Source organism: Kluyvera genomosp. 3 (assembly GCF_011765685.1).
Classification (GTDB): domain Bacteria; phylum Pseudomonadota; class Gammaproteobacteria; order Enterobacterales; family Enterobacteriaceae; genus Kluyvera; species Kluyvera georgiana_A.
In genome coordinates, this window is sequence record NZ_CP050321.1 from 2,623,092 (window position 1) to 2,637,686 (window position 14,595).

The 14,595-nt window shown below is 50.3% G+C and carries 15 protein-coding genes and 1 pseudogene; 10 read left to right on the forward strand and 6 right to left on the reverse strand.

What is annotated here, in order from left to right; translation table 11 throughout:
- Positions 1-7: 7 nt before the first annotated feature.
- A complete protein-coding gene (locus GY169_RS12250; protein ID WP_167575908.1) occupies positions 8-1,390 on the forward strand; it encodes an amino acid permease in 1,383 nt (460 codons plus the stop codon).
- Between the two features lie 38 nt (positions 1,391-1,428).
- Complete coding sequence (gene folM, locus GY169_RS12255) at positions 1,429-2,151, forward strand: dihydromonapterin reductase (protein WP_167575909.1); 723 nt, start codon at positions 1,429-1,431, stop codon at positions 2,149-2,151.
- A 3-nt stretch (positions 2,152-2,154) separates the two neighbouring features.
- Here folM and GY169_RS12260 read toward each other — a convergent pair whose 3' ends face one another.
- Positions 2,155-2,490: a GlpM family protein gene (locus GY169_RS12260; RefSeq protein ID WP_064545630.1), complete on the reverse strand. Its 336-nt coding sequence runs from the start codon at positions 2,488-2,490 to the stop codon at positions 2,155-2,157.
- A 322-nt stretch (positions 2,491-2,812) separates the two neighbouring features.
- Between GY169_RS12260 and GY169_RS12270 the strand changes: the two genes are divergently transcribed.
- The gene (locus tag GY169_RS12270; protein WP_163449568.1) at positions 2,813-2,920 is read left to right on the forward strand and encodes a type I toxin-antitoxin system toxin Ldr family protein; all 108 of its coding nucleotides are present in this window, start codon (positions 2,813-2,815) and stop codon (positions 2,918-2,920) included.
- A 140-nt stretch (positions 2,921-3,060) separates the two neighbouring features.
- Complete coding sequence (gene rstA, locus GY169_RS12275) at positions 3,061-3,780, forward strand: two-component system response regulator RstA (RefSeq protein ID WP_163449569.1); 720 nt, start codon at positions 3,061-3,063, stop codon at positions 3,778-3,780.
- 126 nt (positions 3,781-3,906) lie between these two features.
- On the opposite strand, the gene GY169_RS12280 is transcribed toward rstA, so the two are convergent.
- From GY169_RS12280 to GY169_RS12295, 4 genes are all read right to left on the reverse strand, one after another.
- The gene (locus tag GY169_RS12280; protein ID WP_167575910.1) at positions 3,907-4,449 is read right to left on the reverse strand and encodes an isochorismatase family protein; all 543 of its coding nucleotides are present in this window, start codon (positions 4,447-4,449) and stop codon (positions 3,907-3,909) included.
- A gap of 51 nt (positions 4,450-4,500) precedes the next feature.
- Complete coding sequence (locus GY169_RS12285; RefSeq protein WP_167575911.1) at positions 4,501-5,352, reverse strand: PhzF family phenazine biosynthesis protein; 852 nt, start codon at positions 5,350-5,352, stop codon at positions 4,501-4,503.
- 74 nt (positions 5,353-5,426) lie between these two features.
- Entirely contained in the window at positions 5,427-7,367 is a 1,941-nt protein-coding gene (locus tag GY169_RS12290) for a putative bifunctional diguanylate cyclase/phosphodiesterase (RefSeq protein ID WP_167575912.1), read from the reverse strand.
- 17 nt (positions 7,368-7,384) lie between these two features.
- Positions 7,385-7,879 (reverse strand): molybdopterin-dependent oxidoreductase, encoded by a 495-nt coding sequence (locus tag GY169_RS12295; RefSeq protein WP_163449573.1) that lies wholly within the window; start codon positions 7,877-7,879, stop codon positions 7,385-7,387.
- Positions 7,880-8,253: 374 nt separating this feature from the next.
- Between GY169_RS12295 and GY169_RS12300 the strand changes: the two are divergent.
- Positions 8,254-9,373: pseudogene (locus GY169_RS12300) on the forward strand (IS3 family transposase).
- Between the two features lie 692 nt (positions 9,374-10,065).
- Here GY169_RS12300 and GY169_RS12305 read toward each other — a convergent pair.
- Entirely contained in the window at positions 10,066-10,938 is an 873-nt protein-coding gene (locus tag GY169_RS12305) for a hypothetical protein (protein ID WP_167575913.1), read from the reverse strand.
- Between the two features lie 240 nt (positions 10,939-11,178).
- On the opposite strand from GY169_RS12305, the gene GY169_RS12310 reads away from it, so the two are divergent.
- The 5 genes from GY169_RS12310 (at position 11,179) to GY169_RS12330 (ending at position 14,590) form a co-directional block, all read left to right on the forward strand.
- Positions 11,179-11,397 carry a DUF4406 domain-containing protein gene (locus GY169_RS12310; protein WP_317983359.1) on the forward strand — a complete coding sequence of 73 codons (219 nt, stop codon included), beginning with the start codon at positions 11,179-11,181 and terminating at the stop codon, positions 11,395-11,397.
- 377 nt (positions 11,398-11,774) lie between these two features.
- Entirely contained in the window at positions 11,775-11,960 is a 186-nt protein-coding gene (locus GY169_RS12315; RefSeq protein ID WP_167575914.1) for a hypothetical protein, read from the forward strand.
- 366 nt (positions 11,961-12,326) lie between these two features.
- Positions 12,327-12,938 (forward strand): 3'-5' exonuclease, encoded by a 612-nt coding sequence (locus GY169_RS12320; RefSeq protein ID WP_167575915.1) that lies wholly within the window; start codon positions 12,327-12,329, stop codon positions 12,936-12,938.
- Between the two features lie 270 nt (positions 12,939-13,208).
- Positions 13,209-13,433 carry an ANR family transcriptional regulator gene (locus GY169_RS23620; RefSeq protein WP_167575916.1) on the forward strand — a complete coding sequence of 75 codons (225 nt, stop codon included), beginning with the start codon at positions 13,209-13,211 and terminating at the stop codon, positions 13,431-13,433.
- Positions 13,430-14,590 carry a hypothetical protein gene (locus tag GY169_RS12330; RefSeq protein ID WP_167575917.1) on the forward strand — a complete coding sequence of 387 codons (1,161 nt, stop codon included), beginning with the start codon at positions 13,430-13,432 and terminating at the stop codon, positions 14,588-14,590. Before GY169_RS23620 ends, GY169_RS12330 begins: the two co-directional genes overlap by 4 nt.
- The last annotated feature ends 5 nt before the right edge of the window (positions 14,591-14,595 follow it).

Genomic DNA, 14,595 nt, shown 5'->3' on the forward strand with positions numbered 1-14,595 from the left:
GATTCTCATGGAAAAGAAATTAGGGCTTAGCGCCCTGACGGCTCTGGTTCTGAGCTCAATGCTCGGTGCGGGCGTATTCAGCCTGCCGCAAAACATGGCCGAGGTCGCCAGCCCCGCCGCACTGCTGATTGGCTGGGCTATCACCGGCGTGGGCATTCTGTTCCTTGCCATCGCCATGCTGGTACTGACCCGCATCCGTCCGGATCTTGACGGCGGTATCTTTACCTACGCGCGCGAAGGTTTCGGGGAGCTGATTGGCTTTTGTTCCGCATGGGGCTACTGGCTGTGTGCGGTGATTGCTAACGTCTCCTATCTGGTGATTGTTTTCTCTGCCCTGAGTTTCTTTACCGATACGCCTGAACTACGCCTGTTTGGCGACGGTAATACCTGGCAATCCATTGTCGGAGCTTCAGTGCTGCTCTGGGTGGTTCATTTTCTGGTTCTGCGCGGCGTACAAACGGCTGCCAGCATCAACCTGGCCGCGACGCTGGCCAAGCTGGTACCGCTGGGGTTGTTTATCGTGCTGGCGGCGATCGCTTTTAACAGCGAGACCTTTACTCTGGATTTCCACGGTATCGACCTTGGCGTGCCGGTGTGGGAACAGGTGAAAAACACTATGCTGATAACGCTTTGGGTGTTTATTGGCGTGGAAGGCGCGGTGGTGGTGTCGGCGCGCGCCCGCAATAAAAAAGATGTTGGCCGCGCGACGCTGCTTGCCGTGATTTCCGCACTGGGGGTTTATCTGCTGGTCACGCTGCTGTCAATGGGGGTGGTTGCCCGTCCTGAACTGGCAGAGATGCGCAATCCATCAATGGCGGGCCTGATGGTGCGTATGATGGGCTCCTGGGGTGAAATTGTGATTGCCGCCGGGCTGATTGTCTCCGTTTGCGGGGCCTACCTGAGCTGGACAATTATGGCAGCGGAAGTGCCGCTGCTGGCTGCCACGCATAAAGCATTCCCGCGAATCTTCGCCCGACAGAACGCGAATAACGCCCCTGCCGCCTCGCTGTGGCTCACCAACCTGAGCGTACAGGCAAGCCTGGTGCTAATCTGGCTGACCGGTTCTGACTACAACACGCTGCTGACTATCGCTTCCGAGATGATCCTCGTGCCTTACTTCCTGGTCGGCGCGTTTTTACTCAAGGTAGCGCGTCGTCCGCTGCATAAAGTGATTGGTGTCGGTGCCTGCATTTATGGCTTATGGTTATTATATGCGTCCGGCCCGATGCACCTGCTGCTATCGGTCGTACTCTATGCGCCGGGCCTGTTAGTCTTTATCTATGCGCGCCGCACGCATGAAGATAATATCCTGCTCAAGCGTCGCGAATTAGCCTTAATTGGCCTACTTCTGGTTGCCGCTGTGCCGGCAACGTGGATGTTAATGGGGTAACGCGGTCACCCCATCGCAGAATACATATGGAGATAACGATGGGACACATGCTATCACGCCCCGTACTGATAACCGGTGGAGGCCGCCGTATCGGCCTCGCCCTTGCCCACCATTTTCTCACCCAACAGCAGCCGGTTATCCTCAGCTATCGTACGCACTATCCGGCCATTGATGTGATGCGGCGAGCGGGCGCTGTCTGTATTCAGGCAGATTTCGCCCACGATGAGGGAATTAATGCCTTTGCCGAGGCGGTGAAATCACACTGTACCAGCCTGCGCGCCATCATCCATAACGCCAGCGGCTGGCAGGCGGAAAGCCCATCCACGCCGCTCAGTCAGGTGCTCAACGCCATGCTGCAAATTCACGTGCATGCGCCCTACCTGCTCAACCATGCTCTTGAAGGCCTGCTGCGCGGACACGGCCACGCTGCCAGCGACATTATTCATTTCACGGACTATGTGGTGGAACGCGGCAGCGACAAGCATATCGCCTACGCCGCCAGCAAGGCCGCGCTAGACAACATGACTCGCTCGTTTGCCCGCAAGCTGGCACCCGAGGTGAAGGTTAACGCGATCGCCCCGGCGCTGGTGCTGTTTAACGAGGATGATGACGCCGAATATCGGCAAAAAGCGCTGAATAAATCGCTGATGAAAATCGCCGGCGGCGAGAAAGAGATAATCGACCTGGTCGATTATCTGCTCGGCAGCAGCTATGTCACGGGCCGCTCTTTCGCCGTCGATGGCGGGCGGCCTCTGGTCTAACGCTTAGTGAAAACGGCCCCACAGGAAAATTAATAGCCAGGCGCTAACGCCCCAACAGGCCACGGCGCCGGCTAACGCCAGCGGCAGGCGCATCATGCCGGTGAAATACCACAGCGACAACAGATAGAGAAAATAGGGAATAATCGACCACATTCCAAAAACGATGGTCGCCCGCAGAGCTTCGGTTCCCCGCTCGCTGGCAACGATATAGTGCGCAATCAGCGCAAAGGTGGGAAAAAGCGGAATCAGCCCAGCAATGGCGTAGTTTTTCGTTTTTGCCAGAATGCCAATCAACACCACAACCAGCGCGCCAAGCAGCGCCTTAATTAACAACCCCATCTTATTATTCACCAATAAACAACATGTTGCTCCAGCATAGCGGAAGCGGTTGTCTTTATGAATGAAAATTCAGAAGCGTGCTCGCAATTAAAGAGGATGGACAAAGCGCATTGGGCAAAAGATTGTAGAATTCGCGGCAAGCCGGACTTTCCGGTGAGGCGCAGTGTTGCGGGGGCTTGATCCCCGGCGGCGTTGTTGCTGGATAAAAGAAAACCCCCGCACATTGTTCGGCGTTAACCGGGCAACATAAGGGGGCGATTCTTGAAACCCAACAGTTCAAGGATAGCCGCGAACCGTTGCCATTGCAACAGAAGGCGGCTATATGACGCTGATGCAGTTTGCCGTTATTTTCTGGCACGATCTTGCCGCTCCCGTCATCGCTGGCGTATTGGTCAGCCTGATAGTGAGTCACTGGCGTAGTCGGAAATAATCGCGAGATGGGCGTCATTTCCGCCGCAGTGGCGGCATGCGCCCGAACGAGGCCGCAGGGGGAATCCCTGCGGCCTTTTTTGTGGCGGCAAAGCTGCGCGCGGTGTATCGTAGCCGTTTTGTCAGCCAGTGCGTAGAGTCATGAATAAGATCGTTTATGTTGAGGATGATCCGGATGTAGGGGCGCTGATCGCCGCCTATCTGGGCAAGCATGATATGGATGTAGTGGTCGAGCCGCGGGGCGATAATGCCGAAGCGACGATTGCCCGTGAAAATCCGGATCTGGTGCTGCTGGACATCATGTTACCGGGTAAAGATGGCATGACGCTTTGCCGCGATCTGCGCGGTCAATGGGCGGGCCCTATCGTACTGCTCACTTCTCTGGATAGCGACATGAATCATATTCTGTCACTGGAAATGGGCGCGAACGACTATATTCTCAAAACGACCCCGCCCGCCGTGCTGCTGGCGCGCCTGCGTCTTCACCTACGACAAAATCCGGGTAACGGGAGTCAAACGGTCGCCGCGCAACCTGCCTTGACGCCGCACAAAACCATTCGCTTCGGTACGCTGGTCATCGACCCGGTGAACCGTCAGGTCCTGCTGAGCGGTGAAAGCATCGCCCTTTCCACCGCCGATTTCGATTTGCTGTGGGAGCTCGCGACTCATGCGGGGCAAATCATGGACCGCGACGCACTGCTGAAAAATCTGCGCGGCGTCAGCTACGACGGGATGGATCGCAGCGTGGACGTGGCGATTTCCCGGCTACGCAAGAAACTACAGGACAGCGCGACCGAGCCATATCGCATTAAGACCGTGCGCAATAAAGGCTATCTGTTCGCGCCGCATGCCTGGGAGTAGTCAACAGGATTTTATGCTACCTGTAAAACTATAACCCTCGAGGACGCGCTCACCACCACCATCAAAAACAGCGCATACATGCTGCCATGTGACGTTTTTTCCGCCCAATGGCAGCATTATCTATATTTAATGGTTGTTCAGCTGAAGTTCAGCCGTATTTAGCCCGCTGGCAAAGCCGTTTTCCAGCAACGCTATCGTCACGCGATAGACCTCTTCTGCGCTAATTTCCGCACTCTCGAGCGGGAAGCTCAGCACCGCATCGCGAATCACCGTCATGGAAAGCCCAAGGTCTGCTCCCATGCGCACGGTAGAGTTAACGCAGTAACCCGCCACTGCGCCAATCACCGCAACATCGCTAATCTGCGCGCGCTGTAACCAGCCATGAAGATCGGTAGAACTGAACGCCGATGAGGTTGTTTTTATAAAGACAGGCTCGCCCGCGTGTTCTTCAAACCCAATAACGGGCTGGAAATGGGCGCTATCGCGTTGCAGAGGCGAACCTGGCTCGAGGGTTTCATGGCGAACATGCAGGACCGGTTTTCCCGCTGCCCGAAATGCCGCAATCGTCGCGCGCATATTGTCGATACTGCTGGCGGGAAAATAGGCCATCCCTCCCGCAATGCGATCGGGAACAAAACCTTGCATATCGATAATCAGTAAAGCCTGCATAGCAACCTCATTCATACCTGTCGGAAAGAAACAAATTACGCCAGGCAACAGTTAAGGACAACCTGCTGATTTTAAGGTTGCCAGGGCCTTCTTACCAACAGCATGCTCGTCCTGGCGCAGAAACACTTTACCTGTCAGATAAGTCGTTGCCTGTCCGCCGATAAAGACGCGATCGCCCTCAAGTCGACAGCGTAGCTCTCCACCTCTCTCTCCCCCCTGATAGGCCAGCATCGGTGTCTTTTGCAGTTTATCAGCCCAATATGGAATCAGCATGCTATGTGCAGAACCGGTCACCGGATCTTCCGGTACCGCGTCACCCGGGCAAAAAACGCGGCTGACAAAGTCATATTGCTTATCACCAGGCGCCGTGACGCAAATCATTTTGCCCAGCGGGATCATGGCCTGAATATCCGGTTGTAAAGCCGCAACCTGCTCTTGATTCTCTAACACGACCAGATAATCGCGCGCGACACGCACTTCTCTGTATGTCCTGATGCCCAAAGCATCCAACAGTAAAGGAGGCGGAGTTATCGGCTCTGCGTGCCATGCTGGTAAATCAAGCGTCAGCCATTCGCCGCTACGCGTCACCGTCAGCGGACCGACAAAACGGGTTTCTAAATGGATAGATGAGCCAGTGTAATCCAGATGTTCGAAGATGACGTGCGCCGCCGCGAGGGTTGCATGTCCGCACAAGTTGATTTCCCCGAGAGAGGTAAACCAGCGCAGTTCAAAGCCCTTCTCACTAACGACGAAGAATGCGGTTTCCGACTGATTATGCTGCTTCGCCATTTTCAACAGCGTCTCGTCGGGCAGCCATTCCATCAGGGGACATACTGCGGCAGCATTGCCGGAAAAAGTGGTGCGGCTGAACGCATCAACCATATAGAAATCAATTTGTTGCATAATAGAAACCTGTCATCGTTCTCGTAGCAACAAACACTGTACCATATCGCGACCGCGACAGACTTTTTCACGCATTATTCATGCTGCGGACCGTTTTTGATTTCCCCATCGATATAAGGCTGAGGTTGACGGAAGAGATATCCCTGGGCGAAATCGCAGCCCAACGCTTTAAGATTTTCCAGTTGTTCGCGGGTTTCAACCCCTTCAGCAACAACCTTCATACTGAGGGATTTTGCCATTCCCGTAATAAGCTTAATGATATTAAGGGCGTCTTCCTGTACTGATATTGAATGCACAAAAGATTTGTCGATTTTGATTTTATCGAAAGCAATGCGACTCAGACGCGAAAGTGAAGAATATCCCGTGCCAAAATCATCAATTGATATTTTCACCCCCAGAGCTCTGAGCCTGTTAAGGGTATTCATCGGCGCATGACTCTCGGAAAAGAGAGAGGATTCCGTTACTTCCAGTTCAAGACGGTCGGCCGGAAGCCCCGTTTCTTTCAGAATCGACAGGACGATGCCGGCGAAAGCTTTGCTATTTAGCTGAACAGGAGAAACATTCACTGAAATTTTCACCGGCACCACCCAGGATGCCGCTTCCCGGCATGCCATCTCAAGCACTGATTTTCCCATTTCGTTAATCATGCCGGTTTTTTCTGCCACAGGAATAAAGCTATCTGGCGACATGAGTCCCTTCAAAGGGTGGATCCACCGAATAAGCGCTTCATAGCTGTATATTTCGCTGGTAAACGAATCGACAATAGGCTGATAGTAAACAACGAATTCGTTATTCGCTAACCCCAATGCCATATCATGCTCGAGGGTTCTGCTTTCCTGAAGCTTGTCTAACATCCACTGCCGGAAAACTTTTATCTTACTCGAACCTTCATTTTTAGCTTCATAAAGGGCGAGGTCGGCATATTTATAGAGATAGTCAGAGCGGTGTTCAGTATCTGAGATAGCTATACCGACACAGGTGGTTATATTGATTATCGCATTATAGATGGTATAAGGCTGGTTAATCGCAGCGCATATTTTCTGTGCCTGGGAAACCGCTGTCATCTCCGTCAGTCCACTCGCGAGCAAGGCAAATTCATCGCCGCCTAAGCGATAAAAGGTGTCTGAAGCAAAGTTCATTGAGACCAGGCGCTGGGAGATCTGTTGTAATAATATATCACCAACATCGTGTCCGTAGGTATCATTTACCTCTTTAAATCGGTCCAAATCAAACAGCATCACTGTCACAGAATCATCATTTTTTTCTGCCTGAGCAATGGTGTTATTTAATTTTTCCCAGAAGAAATGCCGGTTGTTCATCCCAGTCAGAGAATCATGGTAGGCGTCATACTCCAGTTTTACATTCTGAACTTGCAGTTTCTCTTTTGATTTTTGCAATTCGTCGGCAAGATTTTTCACCTGAAGGTGTGCCTTGAGGATATTCCTGTTCTGATAAAATATGAGAATCCCGAGGATCGCACTGACTATTATCAGCAGCACAGACGTTGCTGAATAAATAAAGTAAAGCGTTCTGATATTAAGGTTGGCGCTATTAATCGAGTTGACATCCTTGTCTAATGCACCGGATGAAAGACGGCCAAGGGGGGTATCCAACGTATGCATGACTTTCAGATATTTTTGTAGCTCCGGGCGACTCATGCTCTCAAGATGCGCATCCAGATAATCCAGTGTTTCTTCAAGCTTTATCGCCAGATCATGGTGCGCTTTGTTGTTGTTGATATAATGGCCTAAATCACCTTCTTTGACTAAATCACTCTGGCTGAGCATGATGTCGAGGCGCAGACGCACGTCATCAAGCGTCATCGCATCATCAATAGTGTAAAGACCGAGCCACGATTCAAAGCGATAATATTCTGATACCATCTGGGCGGCAGACCATGAATCGGTGTATTGCGTGAGTTTTTGTAGCTCTTGCTGTCTTTCATGGACAAGAAAAGAGATATATCCAGTAGATACAAAAAGGAAAAATATAATGCCAGCCAGTATTCTGTTCATGATGTTCCGCTGAACCCCTACTCTATATCCATTCTACTGACTTGCCACGCTGATCTTGAATAATAGACCTGGTTATTCAGTTCAGGGATGCTGTCATAAGGATACACCACGAATAGCGGGCCTTTATCACGGATGGGCATGTATTCTCCGTTGATTTTTAAGGCAAGGATAACATTGTATTTTTTGAAGTCACTGAGCGGAATGATGGTGGTGTAGTCATTGAGCGCTGTAACTTTAACGACCGATCCTTTCGCCCCGACATAATCCATAAGTTTCTGCAGCGGAATACCCGTAAAAGTGGTGCGGCCATTATACCAGGGAGAGGTAGTCTGGAAACTGACCACCCCCAGCTTTTCAAGACTGGCGATATCCAGAACGGCTTTCCCATCCCGGTTTGTATTTTCGATATGACCGGACAGGGTTAAAATGACTTTACCGGTAGGTTTGGCAAGATCGCCCGCCCAGATCGATGTGGAGACCATAAAGCTCAACAGCATGACAATTAAGCGCATTCTAACCTCGACTATTGACCAGATGTAAAAGAATTATAATTTAGTCATCATGTTATTAATATATGCTACCCAGCCATTATGGATTCAATTAATTGATTTATTTTTTATAATATAAAAATCAATAAGTTAGATTTATTTATTTTATTATTGTTGATTAAAAAAAGACCTCCGCGATATTTGTTGTACACTTAATAGTTTGGGTTAGCACAAAAAATAAACCATTTTTTCGCCCTGAAATAAACACACAAATACAATGGGTTATTTGAACAGGTATGAAGTATCATTTGTTCTGTTGGGTGACATTGACCTGCTCCCCGTTGATTAATACACCGAGATGTTAGTAATGTCTTCATAAGCCACATGAGGACATCCTCATGAAGAAGCGTTTTTCCGACGAACAGATCATCAGTATCCTCCACGAAGCCGAAGCCGGGGTTTCTGCCCGTGAGCTCTGCCGTAAGCACGCCATCTCCGACGCAACCTTTACACCTGGCGCAAGAAGTATGGCGGTATGGAGGAGCCCGAGGTCAAGCGCCTGAAGTCGCTTGAGGAAGAGAACGCCAGACTCAAGAAACTGCTTGCCGAAGCCATGCTTGATAAGGTGACACTTCAGGTTGCCCTGGGGCGAAAGTACTGACGACAGGCCACAAGCGGGAAGCCGTTAAGTTTATGTGTGATGCGATCGGTCTGTCGCAACGTCGTGCCTGCAGGCTTACAGGTTTGTACCTGTCGACCTACCGCTATGAGGCTCAGCGTCCAGCGGCTGATGTGCACTTATCAGGGCGCATCACTGATCTGGCACTGGAGCGCAGGCGTTTTGGCTACCGCCGCATCTGGCAGTTACCGCGCCGTGAAGGCCTTCATGTTAATCACAAGCGCGTGTATCGCCTTTATCATCTCAGCGGGCTGGGGGTAAAACGCAGACGACGTGGTAAAGGGCTGGCAACAGAACGTCTGCCGTTGCTCCGCCCGGCGGCCCCAAACCTGATCTGGTTGATGGATTTTGTCATGGACGCGCTCGCCACCGGTCGCAGGATCAAGTGCCTGACCTGTGTGGACGACTTCACGAAGGAGTGTCTGACAATTACCATCGCATTCGGGATTTCAGGCGTTCAGGTCACGCGTATTCTGGACAGCATTGCACTGTTTCGAGGCTATCCGGCGACGATAAGAACTGACCAGGGGCCGGAGCTCACCTGCCGCGCACTGGATCAATGGGCCTTTGAGCATGGTGTTGAGTTACGCTTAATCCAGCCGGGTAAGCCAACACAGAACGGATTTATTGAGAGCTTTAACGGACGATTTCGCGATGAATGTCTGAATGAGCACTGGTTCAGCAATATCGATCACGCCAGGAAAATCATTAATGACTGGCGGCAGGATTATAACGAGTGTCGTCCACATTCAGCACTGAATTATCAGACGCCATCAGAGTTTGCAGCACGGTGGCGGAATGGGAAATGTGAAGGTAAACAAACCGACATTACTAACTGATGGTTGTATCTAATACTGGGGGCAGGTCACCCAATTGCTGACAGCATCAAAATTGCAAAATAATGCCTTTGTATGTTTTCAATTAATCACCTGTGTTTTCAAATAACTAACTGTCACTGGCTCCAGATACGGATTCACCTGGCGGTTCTGAGTGAACAGACCGTTACCCCGCTTCTTTTGCACAGGGTTATCACTCGACTTATCGTAGTCAGCGCACGTGCAGCTCGGCGATTCACTCCCATCGTTACATTGCTCATAACCATCACTTCCGCATGCCGCCACACCGCCATGATGTGAGCAGCAACCGCTGCGAGCAAATGCCGAAGTCGAAAGCAGACACATCACCGAAATCAATAATACTTTCTTAATCATACTCACCATGCATCAAATTGATTTAAAGAGGTTTTAATTCTTACCTGGTTTGTATGATGGATATTTGATCTGTATTAGATGCACATCAAAAAGCCGTATTTTTATCCAACTAACGTCAGTTAGACAGCAATAGCTGTACGAATTTTGATGACCATAAGGTGAGCAATTTGATACATGCCCTTCTACCACTCTTACCTTGACAAAAGGATCGAATCCCGGTGGTGTTCCACCGGGATTCGTCGGCTTAATGTGCAAGTAAGGGGATCACGGCCTTCCCACGTTAACGGAGAAACCGCGCCGGATTACGAAATGCGGTTAACTTATTCTTCTGAGTTTTGTTGTAAATCTGTATCGAAATAATAATTGCGAAATGATGCCCTAACCGCGTTTTCATCTATTTCTAGTATATTCGCGAGAAGTGTATAATTCGGTTCTGGTGAGCGCACCAATGATTGTTCAATTAATGGATTATTCCCATTATAATTTACAATCGTGCTTAAATGCTTAACTCTATCGACATTCAGTGATTTTTTTATTGATGTCGATATGTTTTTTAAGAAAGAATCAAATTCAATGATCAATGCATCCACCATACTTACTAGAACCTCAGTATCATTGACATGTGTCTTTAATTTTTGATAGCCATCCGCACCTAATTCTTCTAGACCAAAAGATGTTACCCCAATAGGGATATGCTTAAACAGTTCTTCCCTGCTTTTATTTCTAGCATTTATTCGCTCGACAGCATACAGATAATTACCTAACATTGCACTTATTCTTGGAATGTTGTTCCACGTTGAATTATAAGAATCTCCTGGGCGCAAATTGTTGCCCTCAGCTAAAAAAACAAGCTCTTCAACACCATTTAACTCTGGTAAATAAACCTCTATTTTCCCTATTGTAATAGCCCTTTGGATTGGTTCATCTGTTAATCTCCCTTGGTAAATATTCTTAACAACCATCAGAGACTGAAATGCACTTTCAGCTTTTATTATGAATTTATTGGCGTTATTAATCTTCGCAGCATCTGACTTTACAGACTCTTGTTTGTTAAAATTAATTGTAGCAAGAACAAAGCCAGCCAAGGTACTTATTATGGCAGGAAGAAGTGGATAGATGTAACATTTTAAAAATGAATCCGTATGATTCAAACCATTAATAGCATCAATCAATGCCTTTGTGTCTGGAGACATAGTCCCTCCTTATTAAAAGCAGAGCTTATATCACGGTGAGATTCTATTTTTTTGTGTCATTGAGGCATGTACATCCAATTCTGATAAACCAGGGGGGGGGGTTGTTGCGGATGTGCATGCCTGAATTTCACGAGGTTAGCAAAATGATCGTGTATATCGCGGGGCCGATGACCAATCTCCCCGAATTCAACCGCCCGGCATTTTTTTGCCGCGGCTGCCCGGCTTCGTGGTGCCGGTAAAATTCCCCTCAACCCCGCTGTTCTTCCTGATGGCCTGTCTCAGGCCAACTACATGGCGATCTGCATACCGATGCTTCAGTGCGCTGAAGCTATCTACCTGATTGATGGCTGGGAAAGCAGCGCAGGCGCTGTTGCGGAATATCACCTGGCTTACAAGCTGGGCCTCAAAGTACTGACGCCGCAAAGCGTCTCAACTCACTGTAAAGAGGTTAGCAAATAATGCATACGCCAAACGGGACAGTTACAAGTGGTATTGCAGCATGCGTAAACGGCATGGTAGTGAAAGATGAAGTTCGTCCAACTCAGGCCGCGTTAGACGCGGTATGGGATCGTATGGGGGAATTGACCGTGACTATCATCACCTGAGTAATCGCCTGGAGTCTGCAATCAGTCCGGCCCCTGTGGGTGGTAATTGCGGTACCGATGCGGAGACCCCAATCGTCTCACCACTGACTGTGAATATTCAACGCATCGGTTATGCCGTTGCAAATGCAGAAGCTCGTCTCGCCGCATTGATTAATCGCCTGGACCTGTAATTCAGGCCTGCTATTCACAAGCCCTACGTCAAAAGCACTGGGCTTTTTTTATGGAGTTTTTATGTGGGGATTAGTTGTTGCGTGCCTGGCGAGCCAGCCATGTACCGATGAAGTGATTAACACCTATCCGACCGAAATAGCGTGTGAAGTTGATAAGCCTCTTTATGAGGGACGTAACCCTGAATGTCTGGAGATAGCGGGTTTTATCCGCAAAGGTGAGTACAACGATATCCCAGATCCAGAATGAGAAAAGCCCCGGCGACCAAACCGGGGCTATCCCAACCAGCAGCGACCAAACCGCTGGTTACACGAGATACCAGACAAGGTTAGCAATTTGAATGGTATTGCCCCTAACGGAGAGTAAGGAGCAGGAGAAATATACATGAAAAAGAACGTAGTAACAAAGTCTATGGCGGTTCGTAATGTTCGTCCGGCGGCAGTAGCAGTTGATCCCTTCCGGCCACGGCCCCCTTGCCAGGCCCGCTTTAATTCGGCGCCAGCATTCGCCTCTATGCCTCCATCCAGCCAGTTGCGCTACCCGGTACTGTTCGCGGTAGTACTTTGTTTCCTTGCGCTGGGTTTCCTCAACTTTGCCATGATGGCGTAGGTATTAATGAAACAGCATCTACAACCCGTCCACATCATGCTGGACAACGAAACCCTGTCCACGCACCCGAACGCGCATATCGTTCAAACCGGTCTGGTCCACTTCTGCCCTGAAACCTTCGAAGTGCTGGGTAGAAAAGTGATCAGCATGGACGCGAAATCCCAGCCAGGCGCGCACATCGATGTTGGCACCGTCTATTTCTGGTTTAAGCAGCTCTGGGAGACACAGCAGGCGGTATTCATTCAGGATGAAGAGCTGACAGTACCGATTCAGCGTGGTTGCGCTGATCTGTACCGCTTCATCATCGATTCCTGCCGCCGGGTATGGCAGGAGGACGATACTCCGACCGTTAACGACCTGCATCACTCTGTGAACATCTGGGCCAAACCAGCCTATTTTGATATTCCTCAGTGGGAAAACGCCTTCAGGCATGCCGGGATCCGGCTCCCATGGCACTACCGAAAGGTTAACTGCGTTCAGTCTCACATCAATCGAGCGGCGGCAAAAGGCTTCCAGCTTAAATCAGTCCCTCTGTTGCCTGGCGTCCACCAGCCACTGAACGACTGCTATCACCAGATCAGCATTCTGAAAGCAATCACGGAGTTCGAGCGCACCTGATGCCACTTGTAACCATCCCCGGCCAGGCGATGGTTAACTTCATTACCGACCACGCCATTCAGCGCTATACAGAGCGACGGCAGTTGCCGCCCTACTTCATTATCGACGATCTCAAGTATGCGCGCCCCCTGACCAAGGGCCGTATGCGAAAACTGAATGTTCGACGATACCGCGGGAACAGGTTCCTGCGCACCAACGACGGCTTTCTGTTCGTTATTGAACAAAACAAAGTCATTACCTGTTATTACGAGAATACAAAGGTTAGCACCTATGCATACGGATTTACTTGTCAAACAACGGGTCCAGACCGGGCTCCGACTGGCCGAACAGGCCGCCGAAATGGAACGAGGCGGATACTTCTCCACGGCATCGATGCTATGGAGTAATTCCGCTAATTTCCCCTGCAAACCATTGAATCGCGAATGGCGCCTGAATCGCGCTCATTCCTGCTCTTCTCTTTCCGATTTACGTCCAGAATCCGAGGTGGCTGAGTGACTGACAGCATTGAAACAAACGTTGGTACCGTCCTCGGTAATTCTCTACGTCCGGTTCGTTCTCAGCTTGAACTGGCGCTGAGCCATACGACCGGCACTGCCCGATCTTCTGTTGAGAGCGCGCTGGGACTGACAGACCAGACTGAAATGCTGGTTATCGAGCAGTACAACCGAGAAATTGACGATTTCAACAGTCTGATCGACCACGCGCAAAAAGTTGAAGACCGCTGCTTAGCTCAGGGTATTGAGATCAGCAGCATGAAAGAAAAGATTTCTGAACTGGAGCTTGCCGCCGCTGAAGCCCGTGAAGCAGAAGAGACGGCGAAGGCCTTTGTCACCGTTCTCCAGGGCGATAAGCGCACCCTGAAGACCGAAAATGATCGTCTGCTGTCGATGAACCCGGAGCGTCAGAAGTCGCAGATAGTCAGCCTGAAACAGACTATTTCCGATAAAACTACCCTTCTTGAACAGCAAAAGCAGGAGTTGCGGAGGATTCGCGGCGAGCAGGCGAAAACGAAGACTAACCTCGCGGTCGCTATCCAACAGAACGCAGAACTTAGCCTTGAAAATGAAGATCTGCGAGCCAGGTTGCAACGCATCGACGGCGATGTTGAGCCTACCTGGTACCCTGCCGAGGATAATAGCGGCCTGCAATTCTACTTCTATACGTTCGGCTGGCGGTTAACGCTCGGTTCCACTGACCGTGACCTGCAGATCGATTTGCTACAGGACATCGACTGGCACATCGAGATCCGCACTAATTCAGGCATCTCCGTTCTCGTATCCGTCACGCAGTGGTGCCGAGCGCGCTATCCAATCCTTGAGCAGTTTAAAAATGCCTGGCCATCAGCACTAGGCAAGGCACTTCACGCTCGCATCGCGGAACTGCTTCAGGACTCGCATCCGCATCTTGTGGAGCGTGCCGAATGGGCGATGGCCACGCAGCTCAGTAGCCTGCCATTGCAGGATAAGTGGCTCGACCTGCTTAACGCATCCGGCATCTACAGCCTATGGACAGTCGTTAGTCACACCCCGGAAGAACTTTCTAACCTGGTGAAAGGTTTCGGTATAGCCACCGCCCGACAGGTTCATGCAGCATGCATGAATAGCGTCAAAGACTGGCAGGCCGAGAACTGGCCTAAAACCAACGCAGCCTAAGGAAT